Genomic DNA, 17,325 nt, shown 5'->3' with positions numbered 1-17,325 from the left:
ACAGGCGTATTGCCCTGCGGATTTTCTCATACCTTCCCTGGTTAATACCTAACTCTCTGGGAAAAAAAGACTTCTTCATCCTTGATTGCTTCTGCCTATCGTTATGATCAAAACGTGTTGTTATCAAAACGTTACATCGTCTTTGTGTTATCTTTAAATAAGACCTCAGTGATTACCCTGTTTTAGACATAATAAGAAATGGAGGAGCTATGTCGTCCGATCTTCGTGAAACGAGTATGGATAAGCTGGTTGCGCTGAATAGCGAGTATGGCTATTACAGTCTGCCACTGGCGGCGAGACAGTTGGGTGATATCGACCGGCTGCCAAAATCAATGAAAGTGCTGTTGGAAAACCTGCTGCGCCATGTGGATGGTGACACCGTGCAGGTTGACGATCTGAAGGCTATCGTTGGCTGGTTGAAGACCGGCCATGCAGACCGGGAGATTGCCTATCGTCCGGCTCGCGTACTGATGCAGGACTTTACTGGCGTACCCGCGGTGGTAGATTTAGCTGCAATGCGTGAAGCGGTACAACGCTTGGGCGGCAATGTTGACCAGGTTAACCCGCTTTCACCGGTCGATCTGGTCATTGACCATTCGGTCACCGTCGATGAATTTGGCGATGACGACGCGTTTGAAGAAAACGTGCGTATCGAAATGGAGCGTAACCACGAACGTTATACCTTCCTGCGTTGGGGACAAAAAGCCTTCAACCGTTTCCGTGTCGTTCCACCCGGCACCGGTATCTGCCACCAGGTTAACCTGGAATATCTTGGCCAAACGGTATGGCACACCGACGAAAGCGGCCAGCGTATAGCCTATCCAGATACTCTGGTCGGTACCGACTCCCATACCACCATGATCAACGGCCTGGGTATTCTTGGCTGGGGGGTTGGGGGGATCGAAGCTGAAGCAGCAATGCTTGGACAGCCGGTATCAATGCTAATCCCGGACGTTGTGGGTTTTAAACTTACCGGCAAGCTTAGCGAAGGTATCACCGCCACTGACCTGGTGTTGACCGTAACGCAGATGTTGCGTAAGCACGGTGTCGTGGGCAAGTTCGTTGAATTCTACGGTGACGGCCTTGCCGATCTGCCGCTGGCTGACCGTGCAACCATTGCCAATATGTCGCCAGAGTTTGGTGCCACCTGCGGCTTCTTCCCGGTGGATGAGGTGACGCTGGGCTATATGAAGCTCAGTGGACGCAGTGATGAGCAAATTGCGCTGGTAGAAGCTTACGCCAAAGCGCAGGGCATGTGGCGTAAACCTGGCGACGAGCCGGTGTTTACCAGTACTCTGGCGCTGGATATGTCGACGGTCGTTGCCAGCCTGGCCGGACCGAAACGTCCACAGGATCGTGTAGCACTGCCCGATGTGCCAAAGGCGTTCAATGCTGCAACTGAACTGGATATTGGCGGCCAGCAGCATGCGTCGGAATTCAAACCCTTTACGCTCAATGGACAGGCGCACGATCTGCATAATGGCGCGGTTGTTATTGCGGCCATTACCTCCTGTACCAACACCTCGAACCCAAGCGTGATGATGGCGGCAGGCCTGTTGGCGAAAAATGCGGTAAAAAAAGGCTTACGCACCAAGCCTTGGGTCAAAACGTCATTAGCCCCGGGCTCCAAGGTGGTAACAGACTATTTTGACAGTGCGAAGCTGACATCATACCTGGAAGAACTGGGCTTTAATTTGGTCGGCTATGGTTGCACAACCTGTATCGGTAACTCCGGGCCCTTACCAGAGCCGATAGAGCAGGCTATTAAAGCGGGCGACTTGACCGTGGGCGCGGTGCTGTCAGGCAACCGCAACTTTGAAGGCCGCATACATCCGCTGGTGAAAACCAACTGGTTGGCTTCTCCACCGCTGGTGGTCGCTTACGCGCTCGCGGGCAGCATGAAGATCGACCTTACCAAGGATCCGCTGGGTGAAGGGCACGATGGCAAGCCGGTCTACCTGAGAGATATTTGGCCGAGCAGTAAAGACATTGCCCAAGCGGTGGAAGAGGTTCGTACCGACATGTTCCACAAGGAGTATGGGGCCGTATTTGACGGTGATGCCAACTGGCAGTCGATTCAGGTTGCCGGATCCGCCACCTATCAGTGGCAGGCAGACTCAACCTACATTCGTCATCCGCCGTTCTTTAGTACCATGAAAGTGCAGCCGGATCCGGTGCAGGACATCAAGGACGCGCGTATTTTGGCCATCCTGGCCGACTCCGTGACCACCGACCATATTTCCCCTGCGGGGAATATCAAGCGTGACAGCCCGGCAGGGCGCTACTTGAGTGAGCATGGCGTTGCGCCGCTGGACTTCAACTCGTATGGTTCTCGCCGTGGTAACCATGAGGTGATGATGCGCGGTACCTTTGCCAATATCCGCATCCGCAATGAAATGGTGCCGGGTGTTGAAGGCGGTTACACCCGGCATATTCCGTCACAGAATCAGCTGTCCATCTACGATGCGGCTATGCAGTATCAACAGGAAAATGTACCGCTGGCGGTGATTGCCGGTAAAGAATATGGGTCTGGTTCCAGCCGTGACTGGGCGGCGAAAGGTCCTCGCTTATTGGGCGTTCGAGTTGTGATTGCCGAGTCCTTTGAACGTATTCACCGGTCTAACCTGATTGGCATGGGCATTCTGCCATTGGAGTTCCCTGCTGGTGTGACACGTAAAACCTTGGGCCTGAGCGGGGATGAGCAGATTAGCGTTAGCGGTTTACAAACGCTGAAACCGGGACAGACGGTGCCGGTGTTGATTACGTATGCCGATGGACGCAAGGAAGTGGTTAATACCCGTTGCCGTATCGATACCGGCAATGAGCTGACCTACTATGAAAATGATGGCATTCTGCATTATGTGATCAGGAAAATGCTGTAATAAAAAGGGCGCCTTTCGTGGCGCCCTTATTTTTCCAGAGAAGAAATCACTTTTGGTCCAGTAAATGGCCCATCTTCTCAGCCTTGGTGGCCAGGTAACGCTCGTTTTTCGGGTTACGACCCACGATCAACGGAACACGTTCGGTGATATTGATACCGGCTTCAGTCAGGATCTCAACCTTTTTAGGATTATTGGTCAGTAAACGGACCTCATCCACACCCAGCAGTTTGAACATGTCTGCACACAGGGTGAAGTCGCGCTCATCTGCGGCAAAACCCAGCTGGTGGTTGGCTTCGACGGTATCCGCGCCCTTATCCTGCAAGGCGTAAGCCCGAATTTTATTCAGCAAACCGATATTGCGACCTTCCTGGCGGTGGTAGAGCAAAATACCGCGGCCTTCTTCTGCAATATGCTCCAGCGCAGCTTCCAATTGAAAACCACAGTCACAGCGTAAGCTGAACAATGCATCACCGGTCAGGCACTCAGAATGCACGCGTGAGAGTACCGGCTTCGTACCAGAAATATCACCGAAGACCAGAGCCAGGTGATCGTGCCCGGTAGCCAGTTCTTCGAATCCTACCATCAGGAAATCGCCCCAAGGTGTTGGCAATTTGGCCTCTGCCACCCGTTTAAGCTGCATGTTACTCTCCACAAATACTTCCGATTCAATCATGGTTGGGCATCCTACGTCCGGCACAGTGAACTGACCAGGATTAAAATGCGCAACGACGATCGGCATTTCGTTAATTATCGGCTATTTTGCCATAACTTCTTGCCCTGAGGTGCTCAGCAAATCAGCATCCGATGTTTTCAGCCAACTATTATTGCAATAGGTTTTCTATCTGTTTAATTTTTCGAGTGTTATCAATATTGCAAGATTGTTACACTGCCAATTGGCTTAGACAAAGGGCGATTGGAATGTTTGAGATAGCAAAGCGTACGGCAGCAGGGGCGATAATATTGTTGTTGATGCCGTTAGCGGCATGGATTTCCGGGTGGCAATGGTTGCCGGGCGGTGACGGGCGGCTATTGAAAGGCCTGTATTGGATAACTGAAACGGTCACGTCACCGTGGGGCATTCTGACCAGTATTATCCTCGCAGCCTGGTTCTTGTGGTGTCTGCGTTTTCGCATCAAGCCAGCCATCGGCCTGCTGGTTTTGCTGAGTGCGTCGATTTTGATCGGGCAGGGTGTTAAGTCAATTATTAAAGATCGGGTGCAGGAGCCACGTCCCTTTGTGTTATGGCTGGAGTCAGCCCATCAGATTGACGAGAAATACTTTTACTCGCTCAACCGCAAAGAGCGGAGCGCGTTAGTGAAAGAGCAGTTACAAGATCAAACACTTGTGCCTGCATGGTTACGTGAGCATTGGCAATTTGAGACCGGCTTTGCGTTCCCTTCGGGTCATACAATGTTTGCTGCCAGTTGGGCGCTGCTGGGCGTAGGGTTGTTATGGCCACGTCGGCATTATAAGACTGTCGCGGTATTGATACTGTGGGCAACGGGGGTTATGGGCAGTCGTTTATTGTTGGGTATGCACTGGCCGCGTGATTTGGTGATGGCGACGCTGATCAGTTGGCTGTTGGTGACGATTGCCTGCTGGCTGGCACAGCGCTGGTTTGGGCCTTTGACTCCGCCACCGCAAGAGCAGCATGAAATCGCGGAAAGAACGGCGACAAAATAATTATAAGTGACCATGTCACATAATGCGGTGTCGCGCTGACGCCGCATTAACCGCTTACATATACCTTCATTGCAATTCGCATCAATGTCCCCATATCCTTATTAATCCATTATTTTGAGAAGCTTTCTCATTAATTTGTTCGGGAGCGTCGTTTACTGTCGAATATGCCAGCAGATATGTGGTTTTATCGTGCCGCAGGGTTTCCCTGCCACGATGGGAAATGCTAACTTAATGGTTAGGGACGCCACGCATTGGCATAATTCATCCGATTAACTCGGCATCGCGGGAAAGAATGTGAAATATTTGCTGATTTTTTTGTTGGTTCTGGTGATTTTCGTGATTTCTGTCACGTTGGGCGCGCATAACGATCAGGTTGTGAGTTTTAACTACCTGGTTGCGCAGGGCGACTATCGCGTATCGACCCTGTTGGCGGCGTTGTTTGGTGCTGGTTTTGTTCTCGGTTGGGTCATTTGTGGCCTGTTTTATTTGCGCACCCGTATTGCATTGGGGCGGGCCGAACGCAAAATCAAAAGGCTGGAACTGCAGCTTGAACAACCTGCTGAGCCGGTAGCTCAGCCCGTTGTCAGCAAGGAATAATCTTCTATGTTAGAGCTGCTGTTTCTGTTGCTGCCCGTGGCTGCCGCGTACGGTTGGTACATGGGGCGCAGAAGTGCTCAACAGGATAAACAACAGGAAGCCAACCGTCTGTCGCGCGAGTACGTGGCTGGGGTTAACTTCCTGCTCTCCAATCAGCAAGATAAAGCGGTTGATCTGTTCCTTGATATGTTGAAAGAGGACAGTAACACCGTTGAAGCACACCTGACACTGGGTAACCTGTTCCGTTCGCGCGGTGAAGTAGACCGTGCCATCCGTATCCACCAAGCGCTGATGGAAAGCGCCTCTCTCACCTTCGAACAACGCCTGCTGGCTATTCAACAGTTGGGCCGCGACTACATGGCGGCCGGTATGTACGATCGCGCCGAAGACATGTTCGGCCAACTGGTCGGTGAAGAGGATTTTCGCCTCTCTGCGTTGCAGCAGTTGTTGGCGATCCATCAGGCGACCAGCGACTGGCTGAGCGCCATTGACGTGGCGGAAAAACTGGTCAAGTTGGGCAAAGACAAGCAACGTACCGAGATCGCACATTTCTATTGCGAGCTGGCGCTGCAGGCCATGGGCAGCGACGATCTCGATAAAGCGATGGGCTTGCTGAAGCGGGCGGCCTCGGCTGACAAACAGTGTGCTCGCGTATCGATTATGGTTGGCCGCATTTATATGGCGCAGGGTGAATATGCCAAAGCGGTAGAGTCGTTACAGCGGGTGTTGAGCCAGGATAAAGAACTGGTTAGCGAAACCCTGCCGATGCTGCATGAGTGTTACCAACATTTGGAACAAAAGCAGGATTGGGCGGACTTCCTCAAGCGTTGCGTGGAAGAAAACACCGGCGCCACCGCCGAATTAATGCTGGCAGAGATTATTGAACAGCATGAAGGGCGTGACGTGGTGCAGGTGTATATCAACCGCCAGTTACAGCGCCATCCGACAATGAGAGTATTTTACCGCTTGATGGATTATCACCTGGCGGATGCGGAAGACGGGCGTGCAAAAGAGAGCCTGTTGCTGCTGCGGGATATGGTTGGGGAACAAATACGGACCAAGCCGCGTTACCGCTGCCATAAATGTGGTTTTACTGCACATTCCCTGTATTGGCATTGCCCGTCATGCCGAGCCTGGTCATCGGTTAAGCCTATCCGTGGGTTGGATGGGCAATAATGCACAATAAAAAACGGGGCTATTTAGCCCCGTTTTTTATTGTGCTGGTGCAGCTTTATTTTTTCTTGCTGGCTTTCACGCCACCTTTCAGTAACTGACGCAGTTTTTTCAATTCTTTCTGGTTCAAAGGTTGTTCGATTTCCTCTTCAATCCCCTGATTATCGATTTCGCCATGGTGTAACTCCGGCGATTTCTTAGCGGCTTTTTCTGCTTTAGCCGGTAAGTCGAAGCTGTGTTCAAGGCGTTGACAAACCTCAGCGCTCAAAGAAAGTTGGTTATCGGCGGCAATGGCACGAATTTTTTCTTTGAGTTCCAGAGGGATTTTAATCGTTAGTGTAGATATCTCGCTCATTTTGAAGCCTTTATGCGGGAAGATTGCCTTCAAGCTAAGCCAGTCATGAGTGAGTGTCTAGTGTGTAATAAAAATTTAATATTTCTGTAACACGGAGGAGGGGAAATAACGCGCGATATTGAAGGGATAAAGCGGTAGAGCCCGGTAGACCGGGCCCTATACTGAAGTGCTTATTTATAGATAACCGCAGTGCCACTCAGCATGTTATTACCGCCGGCAGAAATGATGCGATAGCTGCTTGCACCTTGCGCATCGGCTTTAGCGGCCAACTTGGCTTCCAGGCTGCTCAGCGTCGTAGCATGACCGGCAGAGACAACACCGGAAGCGGTCAGGCTGGTTGCCTGTTGCATATCCACCGGCTCAGCGGCCAGAGTGGCAAAAGAGGTCATAGCGACAACTGCGGCTGCTGCAAAATATTTGATGCTTTTCATAAGAGACTCCAGTCTGTTTAATTAGGTTGGAAGGCGTTCGCTTCCGATGTGTTGAATAATAAAGCATCTGATTGGATTTAAAATCTGATAATGCTGAGCATCTTGTTCAAATTATATGAATGACAATTTACGCATCTTTACGGCGGTTTACATCAGCTGGGTTAAGGACGTCGGGGTGATATTGACGCTTGATGACGTATCAACGACTAACATTACTTAACGGCAGGGCGCGCTGTGGCTGGGATTTCTGTCGACTGACATGTAGAATGCGGCGTCAGTTTGGTAGGTTGTTGCCTATTTACGTCCATTTTACAGAAGGTAGAAGAAATGAAGTCTGAAAATAACATTAATAACAATGACTTAAAATCATCTCCGATTATCGTGGCGCTGGACTACGCAGATATTGGTGCTGCGCTGGCATTTGCTGATCGCATCGATCCACGAGACTGCCGGTTAAAAGTGGGCAAGGAAATGTTCACCCTGTTTGGGCCACAAGTCGTACGCGAGTTGCACTACCGCGGATTCGAGGTATTCCTGGATTTGAAATTCCACGATATTCCGAATACCACAGCCCATGCCGTAGCCGCAGCTGCCGAGCTGGGTGTCTGGATGGTGAATGTCCACGCCAGCGGCGGTGCACGTATGATGACAGCCGCGAAAGAAGCGTTGCTGCCTTACGGTGCCCAGGCACCGTTGTTGATTGCGGTTACTGTACTTACCAGCATGGAAGCAGAAGATCTGCAGGCTATCGGTATCGATCTTTCACCCGCTGAGCACGCGGAACGGCTTGCACGTCTGACCCGTGATTGTGGATTGGACGGCGTAGTGTGTTCGGCACATGAGGCTGAGCGCCTGAAAGCGGCGTGTGGTCAACAGTTCCAATTGGTAACGCCAGGCATTCGCCCGGAGGGCAGTGCCGCGGGCGATCAACGTCGTATCATGACCCCTGTACAGGCGCTGGCGGCTGGTGTCGATTATATGGTTATTGGGCGTCCGATCACCCAATCAGCCGATCCTGCCGCCACATTGAGCGCCATTCGCGCCTCACTGGTTTGAGGAAAAGACCATGAGTGATGATAACAGCCGGCTGGTCTATTCCACCGATACTGGGCGCATCAAGCAGGAAGAGAGTAAACCGCAGCGCGAAAAGGGCGACGGTATTGTGCGTATTCAACGCCAGACCAGCGGGCGAAAAGGTAAGGGTGTGTGTCTTATCTCGGGTGTGGATTTGGACGATGTAGCCTTGGATAAATTAGCCGCCGAGTTGAAGAAGAAGTGCGGTTGCGGCGGGTCAGTTAAGGATGGCGTCATTGAAATCCAAGGCGATAAGCGCGATTTGCTTAAACAGCTGCTGGAAGGGAAAGGAATGAAGGTCAAGCTGGCAGGCGGTTAACTGCATCTGGCGAACGGCCATGCCGCGATACCATACTGCGGCATGGCTTAAGGGTACTGCTGCCGGGCCTGAGCCCGCTGATGGTAATATGCCATCGAATGAAGGTAAAACAGACCTGAAATAATCTTTATTATGGCTAATACGTCAAAGCAAAAATGCTTTTGCCAGCCTGTCGGCAGAGGTATCTGTAGAACGGTCAGTCAGATTATTTGCCCACCTGATGACCAATGATCCCCCCAACGGCGGCCCCGCCGAGCGTACCCAGTGCGCTACCATCGGTCAACACTGCACCGCCTACTGCCCCCGCGCCAGCACCAATAGCGGTGTTGCGGTCACGTTTGGACATGTTGGAACAAGCGCTGAGTGAAAACGCTAGCGTAAGCGCCAAAGCGGCGGTGGCGAAACGTTTATTGATAATCATCATAATGACTTCTCCTTAGCATTGGCTATATGGGAGTGCCTCTTAAGTATAGGCATGAACCCCGAATTCGGCCTGCTATTGGCTCCCATAGAGTATCGATATAAAAAATGGCATTTTTTGTTAAAGGCAGAATAATTAAAAGGCCAAGTGTACAACCTCTGCCCATATTCACTATAAGCATCTGGTAAGCAATAAACAGGTAAATAGTCTTAAAGTCCGTTCTCCTGTTATGTACAGGCGATTCACCCTTTCTCTCGCAAATATTCGTTTCCAGCAGAAGCCTGCGTGGTCTTTAGCGATTTGCACCATACCTCCCTGGGGCCGGGCTGCTGACAATAGGCTCAACACGCCTAATTGAGAAAGATAAATGCTTAACGAGCTCAAACAGCACGTATTCGAAGCCAACCTGGCACTGCCGCGCCATCACCTGGTGACGTTCACCTGGGGTAATGTCAGCGCTGTCGATCGCCGGGAGGGTCTGATGGTGATCAAACCCTCGGGAGTGGAATATGCGGCGATGACCCGTGACGACATGGTGGTGGTAGAGTTGGAAACGGGGAAAGTAGTTGAGGGAGGAAAAAAACCGTCCTCAGATAGCGATACACACCGCGTGCTTTATCTTGAGTTTGGGTCAGCGGGTGGGATTGTCCACACCCATTCGCGTCATGCGACCATTTGGGCGCAGGCAGGCCTGGATATTCCCGCCTGGGGCACCACACATGCGGATTATTTTTACGGTGACATTCCCTGTACCCGACAGATGCGGGATGCAGAGATTAACGGTCGGTATGAGTGGGAGACTGGCAGGGTGATTGTCGAAACCTTTGGCGACCGTCAGTTGGATCCGGCTAAGGTCCCGGCGGTGCTGGTTCATTCGCATGGCCCCTTTACCTGGGGAAGAGATGCGGAGAATGCGGTGCATAACGCGGTGGTGCTTGAAGAGATTGCCTATATGGGGATTTTCTCACGCCAGCTGATGCCGGGGCTGGGGAACATGCAGCAAACTCTGCTGGACAAGCATTACCTGCGCAAGCACGGCAAAAATGCCTACTACGGTCAGTAACATTGAGGAGGGCAGCGAACGGGCGGCCCTCACTGTCTGTTTGAACGGCTAATCGTTCACCATATCCAAGCGTATTCCCTGACGTTTCAACTGATGCTGATACTCCAACGCCAACCGTGAGTCGGTGATCACCCGATGAACCTCACCCTGTTGTGCTAATGGGTTGGGCTGGATTTGACCAAACTTGGAGGAGTCCGTCAGAACAATATTCTCGACACCTTTAGCCAACACCGCGTTGACCACATCGGCACGCATCATATCGCGCCCAGTAAACCCGGTCTCTGCGTGGTAACCGTCTATGCCAATAAACGCTTTACTGAAATGAACTTGTTGAATGCACTGACGGGTCAACGGACCGACGACGGTTTCGCTTTTTTTCTGATATAAACCACCCAGCACGATCACTTCGCAGTCGGTTTCTTTCAGCAGATTGGCGATATAATGACTGACGGTGATCAGCGTGATGCGTTTACGCTCGGCGATATAGCGAGCCAACAATGCGTTGGTACTGCCGCTTTCGATAAAGATGGTTTCATCGTCATTCACCAGCGAAGCAGCATACTGCGCCAACTTCTGTTTGAGCGTAAAGTTGGACATCATCCGCGCGTCGACGTCGTCGCTTTCCAATGCCAATGCGGAACCATGTACCCGCTTCAAATAGCTGCGTTTTTCCAGCAAATTCAGATCCTGACGTATCGTCACTTCTGAAACCTGGGTGGCAGCGGCCAAATCGCTGACGCTGATGCGCCGGCGATCGTTAACCAATTGCAATATTGTCTGTTGTCTTGAATTCATATCAACCTGATGTGCGGCCACCAATGTGCAGCCGCTAATATTTATTGTTTAAATAGTATGTTCTGTTCGCGCAATAATATCATCCTGCGCGTCAGGGGATAATGCGGTAAAGAAAGCGGAATATCCAGCAACGCGGACCACTAAATCACGATACTGGTCAGGATGTTGCTTCGCTTCAAGCAAAGTTTCCCGCGACACGATGTTGTACTGAACGTGCCAACCTCGGTATGTCTCAAAGAAGGTGCGCAGCATCAACATCAACTTTTCGCGATCGCGTGGATTTTCCAATGTCGCGGGGTTGAGTTTCTGGTTCAGCAGTACGCCACCAAGGATCGACGCGGTGGGTAATTTGGACAGTGAATTGAACACGGCGGTTGGGCCAAGATAATCGGTGCCGGAGGCAGGGCTGGCACCTTCCGCCAGCGGCGTATGTGCCTTGCGTCCGTCCGGTGTTGCCAGCGTCGCTGCGCCAAACGGCACATTGGCCGAAATGGATGACGTTCCGGCGTAGTAGGTGCCGCCAATCGGGCCACGACCAAAACGGGTGTTGTGGTATTGCTTCAATTCATCAATGTAAGTCTGATAGGCGCGCACCAACAGTTGGTCAACCTCATCCACGTCATTACCATATTTTGGCGCGGCGTTGAGCAGCCGCTGGCGTAGCTGTTCGCCACTCAATCCGTCGAAATCATTCTCTAGCGCCGTCGCTAACTGCTGTTGGCCGATCACGCCCTGTTCGAACACCAGCTTGCGAACCGCCGCCAGGCTATTGCCCAGGTTAGCGATGCCGACTTGCAAACCTGAAACCCAATCGTATTTTGCACCGCCTTGCTTGATGCTTTTGCCCCGTTCGATGCAGTCATCCACCAGTGCCGAACAGAGAATATCGTGTGCGTTCTCTTCCAATACGCTATCGACCACGCACTCAATTTCAATCGATTTACGGGTGTAGTAACGAATTTGCTCGTCCCAGGCCCCCAACACCTGATCGAAATGGGTGAAGTTACCCTGCGACAGCGCAAGCGTCTGCGGCAGGAAAACCTTGCCAGAGGTGGCGTCGCGCCCCTGTTCCAACGCTGCCAGTAACACGCGTGCGAAGTTAATAAAACTCATGCCGGTACAGCGGTAACCCCATTTGCCGCCAACGGCAGTTTCGATACAGCCTATCGCCGCATAGTCATAGGCATCCTGCGGTTCTACACCCAACTTGATAAATTCGGGAATAACAATTTCATCGTTGTTGAACGCCGGCATGCCAAAACCACAACGAATCACCTGCACGCAAGCATCGAGAAAATCACTGCTCATTCCCGCGTGGTAACGCACACTGAGGTTCGGCTGGGTCGAGCGCAGGCGACCGCAGGATTCCAGGATGGTGTAAGACAAAGGATTGACGGCATCACAGGGTTTACCGTCGATAAGTTGTTGCCCTCCGATGGTGACGTTTTGATACAGCGGGCTGCCTGCCGAGGCTTTGGAGTGGGTGCCAGAACGGATCTTGTTGATCTCCAGCAGTTTCAGCCAGCAGCTGTGCAGCATTTCAATGGCACGCTCACGCGGCAGAGTCTGCTCCAACTCGACATCGCGGCGATACCAAGGGTACAGATATTGGTCGAGACGGCCAAAGGACACCGAATGGCCGTTGGATTCAATTTGTAGCGTTAACTGAATGAAGTAGCACAACTGCAGGGCCTGCCAGAAAGTCTGCGGTGGTCGGTGGGCGATCAGCTCGCAGTTTTCTGCGATGGTCAGTAGCTCTTCCTGCCGCCAGTGACGGCTTTCTGCCTGTGCCATACTGCGGGCCAGTTCGGCAAAGCGCAGGATGTGGGCGCTCAGTGCCGTCAGGGTCAGGTCGATAGCCTTCAGGAATTGTTCCTGCTGTAACTCATGCCAGTCGGTGAGGTCAATTCGGCTGCGGCGCTCGTCTACCTTGTCACGCAACCCGTCGAGGCCTTTCTCTAACAGCAATGGGAAATTCACCGCCAGGTGGGCATCTCCCGAGGTCATATTGCCTTCGGCTTTGATGATGCCTGTGGCCAACAAGGCTTTTTGCTCATCGGTAAACATGCCATAGCAGCGGTCCTGTACCGTCTGGCTCCGCCACCATGGGCAAATTTGGTGCAGTACAGCCTTGTCCTCCTCACTAACGGAAAAACCGGCGCCGGGGCGATCGGCTAACTGGTCAATCTCGTCTTCGATCCAACTGACGGTATATTCCGGGAAGATCGGCGCGGCGCGCAATTTGCTGGCCTGGTTGCCGATAATCAGCTCATCATTGTCAATGCGCAGGGTACGTTTGGCCAGGTGGTTAGCGAGTGCCAGCGCCCGACGCACCGGCAAGGGTTTATCCAGGTGTTGTTGATAGGCTTCGGTGTAGTGCTGTGCGCGTTCGGTGCAAACAGGCGGTTTAACGATATGTATCAGCGCGTTCTTGTGGGCCAGGGTGCGTTCGGTCAGGGTGGTCAAGTCCAGAGTGGTCATGATGTTATCCTCGCAAAATAGCAGTCAGCCCTTTGGTTTCGGCGTACTGCTCGGCATAGGCCAGCAGTTCGGGGTCATCCAGTGGGGTTCGGGCGGCATGATAGGGTTCGCCGAGCAGGTGATATTTGTTGATGCCCAGTGTGTGGTACGGCAAAAAATGAATCTCTTTGACGCCGGCTTCATCGGCGGCGAAATCGACAATTGCACGGACAGAGTGGCGATCGGCGTTAAACGCCGGGATCAGCGGTACGCGCACGACAGTTTGGGTGCCGTGCTCAGCCAGTCGACAAAAATTGTCCATCACCCGTTTGGCGGATCCGCCAGTCCATTGTTTAAAGCGCCGTTCATCGACGTGTTTCAAATCCGCCAGCATCAGGTCAAGCCAGGGGAGCGAGGGGGCGATGTACGACCAAGGGGTGTGCAAGCAGGACTCCACGGCGGTATGAATACCGGCTTCGCGTCCACGGCGCAGCAGTTCGGCCGCGACTGTCGGTTGCATAAAGGGTTCCCCACCGGACAGCGTCAGGCCGCCACCTGTCCGCAGATAAAAGGGGCTGTCGCGCAACACGTCGGCCATGATCTCGTCGATATTTATCGCGCTTCCGCACAGGCTGAGCGCGCCGGTTGGGCAATGGGCGGCCAATGCGGCATAATCTTCGTGATTGAGTCGTTCGCGTTGGATTACCAGATCGTCGTTTACTCGCTGGATTGCCTGCGGGTTCGCGTCACGGCACAACATGCATCCGCTCAGGCACAGGCGTGGGTCGAACAACAGATCGGCCTGTCGTGCACGGCTTTCCGGGTTTTGGCACCAGCGGCAACTCAGCGAGCAGCCCTTGAGAAAGACTACGCTGCGAATACCTGGGCCATCGTGGGTGGAATAGCGTTGCAGATTGAATATCACGAGTCACCTGTCATTCGGTTGCTTTTCTTATTTCATTAAAGTTGTTTCGAATGAAGGTTGATTTGATTTCGATCAAACATGAACGCATTGTATGTCCTACTATGATGAGAGTTTGAATTCGCCCACAGAAGATTCAGGAGTCCGTAATGGAGCTTTATCTCGATACCGCTGATGTAAATGCAGTCAAACGCCTGGCGCGCATCTTGCCATTGCATGGTGTCACCACCAATCCGAGCATTGTTGCCAAAGAAGGCAAACCCATTTGGGAAGTGTTGCCCGCGCTGCGTGATGCCCTGGGCGGCACCGGCAAGTTGTTTGCGCAAGTGATGGCCAACGATGCCGAGCGTATGGTGGCAGAAGCGGCATTGCTGCATCAGCGAGTCCCAGGGCTGGTGGTGAAAATACCCGCGACCGCAGAGGGGCTGGCAGCGATTAAAAAACTGACGTCCATGTCGATCCCCACGCTAGGGACGGCAGTGTATGGTGCAGGTCAGGGGTTGTTAGCGGCACTGGCTGGCGCCGAGTATGTTGCCCCTTATGTTAACCGTCTGGATGCCCAGGGCAGTGACGGCATCGAGATGGTTCATGAGCTGCAACAGCTGTTAACGCTGCATGCACCGAATGCACGGGTGCTGGCAGCCAGTTTTAAAACGCCGCGTCAGGCGCTGGAATGCTTGCTGGCGGGCTGTCAGGCCATCACGTTACCGGTTGACGTGGCAGAGCAATTTCTTGCGGCCCCAGCGGTGCAGGCGGCGGTAGAGAAATTCGAGCAGGACTGGCAGGGTGCGTTTGGAACAAACTTGTTGAACTGAGCCGTGTGAAATAAGCAAAGAAAAGGGCGCCGCAGCGCCCTGATTAACAAAACATACATTCAGCCGTTCTCACGCAGAACGATCGGCGATTCGTGCGCGGTAGGCTGGTTGGCGTTCAGTGCACGGCGTATCACAAAGAAGGCGGAGACCAGCATGGTGACTGCCACCAGCATAAAGAAAGCGCACAGTGCGGCGTTAATCTGGTTGCTGAAAACGATAGTTTCCATATCCTTCAGCGTTTTCGCGGGCGCAATCAGCGTGCCTTGTTCAATGCCGTTAGAGAATTTCTTCGCCTGTGCCAGGAAGCCGATGCTTGGCTTCTCGTGGAAGATTTTTTGCCAGCCGGCGGTCATCGAGGTGATAAACAGCCAGACTGTCGGCAGGATTGTTACCCAGGCATAGCGCTGCTTTTTCATTTTGAACAGCACGACGGTACCCAGGATCAAGGCCATTGATGCCAGCATTTGGTTGCCGATGCCGAATAAAGGCCACAGCGTGTTGATACCACCGAGTGGGTCGACCACCCCCTGATAGACAAAGAACCCCCAACCCGCGACGGCAACGGTGGTACCGGCCAGGTTGCCGAACCACGAACGGTTGTTGGCCAGCCTTGGGATCGCAACACCCACCAAATCTTGCACCATGAAACGACAGGCACGGGTACCGGCATCGACGGCGGTCAGAATAAACAGCGCTTCGAACAGAATGGCGAAGTGGTACCAGAACGCCATCATTGCGCGGCTGTTAAACACCTCAGTAATGATGTGTGCCATCCCCACGGCAAAGGTCGGTGCGCCACCGGCACGAGACAAGATTGAATGCTCCCCGACGTCTTTGGCAATCAGCGTCAGCGTTTCCGGGGTAATCATAAAGCCCCAGCTATTAATCACCTGCGAGGCATTCTCCACCGTGGTGCCGATCAGCGCTGCCGGGGAGTTCATAGCGAAGTAAACACCGGGATCGATGACCGAGGCGCAGATCAGCGCCATGATGGCCACGAAAGACTCCATCAGCATTGCGCCGTAGCCGATAAAGCGAATGTGACTTTCGCGCTCTACCAGTTTTGGTGTCGTGCCGCTGGACACCAACGCATGGAAGCCAGAGATTGAACCACAGGCGATGGTGATAAACAGGAATGGGAACAGTGAACCCGCGAACACAGGGCCGCTACCGTCGATAAAGCGTGATACTGCGGGCATTTTCATTTCCGGCATGGCAAAGACGATGCCAACTGCCAGCCCAATGATGACGCCAATCTTCATAAAGGTGGACAGGTAATCACGCGGCGCCAGCAACAACCATACCGGCAGTACCGAGGCAACGAAGCCATAAATCACCAGCACCCAGGTTAGCGTGGTGCCGTGCAGCGTAAAGAATGGGCCCCAGTAGGGATCTTGTGCCACATTGCCGCCGTAAATAATCGCCAGCAGCATCAGTGCAAAGCCGATCACCGATATTTCGGCGATTTTACCTGGCCGGATGAAACGCATATACACGCCCATAAATAGCGCGATGGGAATCGTCGCGGCGATGGTGAACAAGCCCCATGGGCTGTCTGCCAGGGCTTTTACCACCACCAATGCCAATGCAGACAGGATGATAATCATCACGCCCAGTGCACCGAGCATGGTGATCACTCCCGCGAAGGCCCCAAGTTCTTGCTTGGCCATTTCCCCGAGCGAACGACCGTCGCGGCGGGTAGATATAAACAGAATCAGGAAGTCCTGCACGGCACCGGCCAACATCACCCCGACCAAGATCCAGATGGTTCCGGGCAAAAAGCCCATTTGCGCCGCCAAAATCGGACCCACCAATGGCCCAGCCCCGGCGATAGCAGCAAAGTGGTGACCAAATAGCACCCATTTGTTGGTGGGGACGTAATCGAGTCCGTCGTTATGACGTTCAGCCGGTGTCATGCGGCGATCGTCGAGCTCAAATACTTTCTTGGCAATAAACAGGCTATAGAAGCGATAAGCGATGCTGTAACAGGCGATCGCCGCTACCACCAACCAAACCGCATTGACATGTTCCCCGCGGCTGAGTGCCAGCATGGCGAAGGCAAATGCACCGACCAACGCCACCACCAGCCAGATGATCCCGGACTTGACGTTTTTCATGTTCAACAACTCCTTGGTGTGCAGAAATAAAAGGCGTGTTCTTATGGAGACTAGGTACAGATTAAAAGTAGGAGTTTTGCGCGTGAAGAACAGCAGGTCGGATGAGAAATGTGAAGCAGATTGAGTAATGGCGTAAAAACAATGTGATGAAGTTGTGGCGCGACCCGGTCCTGCAATAAAAAAGGCGATGCCGTAGCATCGCCTGGTAGCTATTTACA

General features: G+C 52.8%; 16 protein-coding genes. 8 read left to right on the top strand and 8 right to left on the bottom strand.

The window, feature by feature from the left end:
• Positions 1 to 209: 209 nt before the first annotated feature.
• Positions 210 to 2,882 (top strand): aconitate hydratase AcnA, encoded by a 2,673-nt coding sequence (gene acnA, locus JOE25_RS07630; RefSeq protein ID WP_209633813.1) that lies wholly within the window; start codon positions 210 to 212, stop codon positions 2,880 to 2,882.
• A 46-nt stretch (positions 2,883 to 2,928) separates the two neighbouring features.
• On the opposite strand, the gene ribA is transcribed toward acnA, so the two are convergent.
• Complete coding sequence (gene ribA / locus JOE25_RS07625) at positions 2,929 to 3,522, bottom strand: GTP cyclohydrolase II (RefSeq protein WP_209633811.1); 594 nt, start codon at positions 3,520 to 3,522, stop codon at positions 2,929 to 2,931.
• A gap of 278 nt (positions 3,523 to 3,800) precedes the next feature.
• Here ribA and pgpB point away from each other — a divergent pair, with 278 nt between their 5' ends.
• From pgpB to lapB, 3 genes are all read left to right on the top strand, one after another.
• Entirely contained in the window at positions 3,801 to 4,565 is a 765-nt protein-coding gene (gene pgpB / locus JOE25_RS07620) for a phosphatidylglycerophosphatase B (protein WP_209633809.1), read from the top strand.
• Between the two features lie 294 nt (positions 4,566 to 4,859).
• Complete coding sequence (locus JOE25_RS07615) at positions 4,860 to 5,162, top strand: LapA family protein (RefSeq protein ID WP_209633807.1); 303 nt, start codon at positions 4,860 to 4,862, stop codon at positions 5,160 to 5,162.
• A 6-nt stretch (positions 5,163 to 5,168) separates the two neighbouring features.
• Positions 5,169 to 6,338 (top strand): lipopolysaccharide assembly protein LapB, encoded by a 1,170-nt coding sequence (gene lapB / locus JOE25_RS07610; RefSeq protein WP_209633805.1) that lies wholly within the window; start codon positions 5,169 to 5,171, stop codon positions 6,336 to 6,338.
• A gap of 55 nt (positions 6,339 to 6,393) precedes the next feature.
• Here lapB and JOE25_RS07605 read toward each other — a convergent pair whose 3' ends face one another.
• Both JOE25_RS07605 and JOE25_RS07600 read right to left on the bottom strand, forming a co-directional pair.
• Positions 6,394 to 6,690, bottom strand: a complete 297-nt coding sequence (locus JOE25_RS07605) for an Arc family DNA-binding protein (protein ID WP_209634223.1) — start codon at positions 6,688 to 6,690, stop codon at positions 6,394 to 6,396.
• 170 nt (positions 6,691 to 6,860) lie between these two features.
• Complete coding sequence (locus JOE25_RS07600) at positions 6,861 to 7,121, bottom strand: YdgH/BhsA/McbA-like domain containing protein (protein WP_209633803.1); 261 nt, start codon at positions 7,119 to 7,121, stop codon at positions 6,861 to 6,863.
• Positions 7,122 to 7,448: 327 nt separating this feature from the next.
• Here JOE25_RS07600 and pyrF point away from each other — a divergent pair, with 327 nt between their 5' ends.
• Both pyrF and yciH read left to right on the top strand, forming a co-directional pair.
• Positions 7,449 to 8,177, top strand: coding sequence for an orotidine-5'-phosphate decarboxylase (pyrF, locus tag JOE25_RS07595; protein ID WP_209633801.1), 729 nt, complete (start codon positions 7,449 to 7,451; stop codon positions 8,175 to 8,177).
• Between the two features lie 10 nt (positions 8,178 to 8,187).
• Positions 8,188 to 8,514, top strand: a complete 327-nt coding sequence (gene yciH, locus JOE25_RS07590) for a stress response translation initiation inhibitor YciH (RefSeq protein WP_209633799.1) — start codon at positions 8,188 to 8,190, stop codon at positions 8,512 to 8,514.
• Positions 8,515 to 8,719: 205 nt separating this feature from the next.
• Here yciH and osmB read toward each other — a convergent pair whose 3' ends face one another.
• Positions 8,720 to 8,938 carry an osmotically-inducible lipoprotein OsmB gene (osmB, locus tag JOE25_RS07585; RefSeq protein WP_004945176.1) on the bottom strand — a complete coding sequence of 73 codons (219 nt, stop codon included), beginning with the start codon at positions 8,936 to 8,938 and terminating at the stop codon, positions 8,720 to 8,722.
• A gap of 364 nt (positions 8,939 to 9,302) precedes the next feature.
• Between osmB and araD the strand changes: the two genes are divergently transcribed.
• Positions 9,303 to 9,998 (top strand): L-ribulose-5-phosphate 4-epimerase, encoded by a 696-nt coding sequence (araD, locus tag JOE25_RS07580; RefSeq protein ID WP_209633797.1) that lies wholly within the window; start codon positions 9,303 to 9,305, stop codon positions 9,996 to 9,998.
• A gap of 48 nt (positions 9,999 to 10,046) precedes the next feature.
• Here the strand turns inward: araD and JOE25_RS07575 are convergent, their stop codons facing one another.
• The 3 genes from JOE25_RS07575 to JOE25_RS07565 are packed head-to-tail and all read right to left on the bottom strand — an operon-like array spanning position 10,047 to position 14,178.
• Complete coding sequence (locus tag JOE25_RS07575; RefSeq protein WP_209633795.1) at positions 10,047 to 10,793, bottom strand: DNA-binding transcriptional regulator YciT; 747 nt, start codon at positions 10,791 to 10,793, stop codon at positions 10,047 to 10,049.
• Positions 10,794 to 10,841: 48 nt separating this feature from the next.
• Positions 10,842 to 13,274, bottom strand: coding sequence for a formate C-acetyltransferase/glycerol dehydratase family glycyl radical enzyme (locus tag JOE25_RS07570; protein ID WP_209633793.1), 2,433 nt, complete (start codon positions 13,272 to 13,274; stop codon positions 10,842 to 10,844).
• Between the two features lie 4 nt (positions 13,275 to 13,278).
• Positions 13,279 to 14,178 (bottom strand): glycyl-radical enzyme activating protein, encoded by a 900-nt coding sequence (locus JOE25_RS07565; RefSeq protein ID WP_209633792.1) that lies wholly within the window; start codon positions 14,176 to 14,178, stop codon positions 13,279 to 13,281.
• Positions 14,179 to 14,324: 146 nt separating this feature from the next.
• On the opposite strand from JOE25_RS07565, the gene fsa reads away from it, so the two are divergent.
• On the top strand, positions 14,325 to 14,990 hold the full coding sequence (gene fsa / locus JOE25_RS07560; RefSeq protein ID WP_209633789.1) for a fructose-6-phosphate aldolase: 666 nt from the start codon (positions 14,325 to 14,327) through the stop codon (positions 14,988 to 14,990).
• A 59-nt stretch (positions 14,991 to 15,049) separates the two neighbouring features.
• Here fsa and JOE25_RS07555 read toward each other — a convergent pair whose 3' ends face one another.
• A complete protein-coding gene (locus tag JOE25_RS07555) occupies positions 15,050 to 17,107 on the bottom strand; it encodes a carbon starvation CstA family protein (protein ID WP_209633787.1) in 2,058 nt (685 codons plus the stop codon).
• Between the last annotated feature and the right edge of the window lie 218 nt (positions 17,108 to 17,325).

Origin of the sequence: Serratia sp. PL17 (genome assembly GCF_017832355.1) — a bacterium.
Lineage (GTDB): Bacteria > Pseudomonadota > Gammaproteobacteria > Enterobacterales > Enterobacteriaceae > Serratia.
Note: the sequence above shows the minus strand (reverse complement) of the source record. Positions and strands in the feature narration are given on the sequence as shown.

Excerpts from the sequence above, each read along its gene's own strand:
- acnA (WP_209633813.1), top strand. The coding sequence starts at position 210 with ATGTCGTCCGATCTTCGTGAAACGAGTATGGATAAGCTGGTTGCGCTG.
- ribA (WP_209633811.1), bottom strand. The coding sequence starts at position 3,522 with ATGCAGCTTAAACGGGTGGCAGAGGCCAAATTGCCAACACCTTGGGGC.
- pgpB (WP_209633809.1), top strand. The coding sequence starts at position 3,801 with ATGTTTGAGATAGCAAAGCGTACGGCAGCAGGGGCGATAATATTGTTG.
- lapB (WP_209633805.1), top strand. The coding sequence starts at position 5,169 with ATGTTAGAGCTGCTGTTTCTGTTGCTGCCCGTGGCTGCCGCGTACGGT.
- JOE25_RS07605 (WP_209634223.1), bottom strand. The coding sequence starts at position 6,690 with ATGAGCGAGATATCTACACTAACGATTAAAATCCCTCTGGAACTCAAA.
- JOE25_RS07600 (WP_209633803.1), bottom strand. The coding sequence starts at position 7,121 with ATGAAAAGCATCAAATATTTTGCAGCAGCCGCAGTTGTCGCTATGACC.
- pyrF (WP_209633801.1), top strand. The coding sequence starts at position 7,449 with ATGAAGTCTGAAAATAACATTAATAACAATGACTTAAAATCATCTCCG.
- yciH (WP_209633799.1), top strand. The coding sequence starts at position 8,188 with ATGAGTGATGATAACAGCCGGCTGGTCTATTCCACCGATACTGGGCGC.
- osmB (WP_004945176.1), bottom strand. The coding sequence starts at position 8,938 with ATGATGATTATCAATAAACGTTTCGCCACCGCCGCTTTGGCGCTTACG.
- araD (WP_209633797.1), top strand. The coding sequence starts at position 9,303 with ATGCTTAACGAGCTCAAACAGCACGTATTCGAAGCCAACCTGGCACTG.
- JOE25_RS07575 (WP_209633795.1), bottom strand. The coding sequence starts at position 10,793 with ATGAATTCAAGACAACAGACAATATTGCAATTGGTTAACGATCGCCGG.
- JOE25_RS07570 (WP_209633793.1), bottom strand. The coding sequence starts at position 13,274 with ATGACCACTCTGGACTTGACCACCCTGACCGAACGCACCCTGGCCCAC.
- fsa (WP_209633789.1), top strand. The coding sequence starts at position 14,325 with ATGGAGCTTTATCTCGATACCGCTGATGTAAATGCAGTCAAACGCCTG.
- JOE25_RS07555 (WP_209633787.1), bottom strand. The coding sequence starts at position 17,107 with ATGAAAAACGTCAAGTCCGGGATCATCTGGCTGGTGGTGGCGTTGGTC.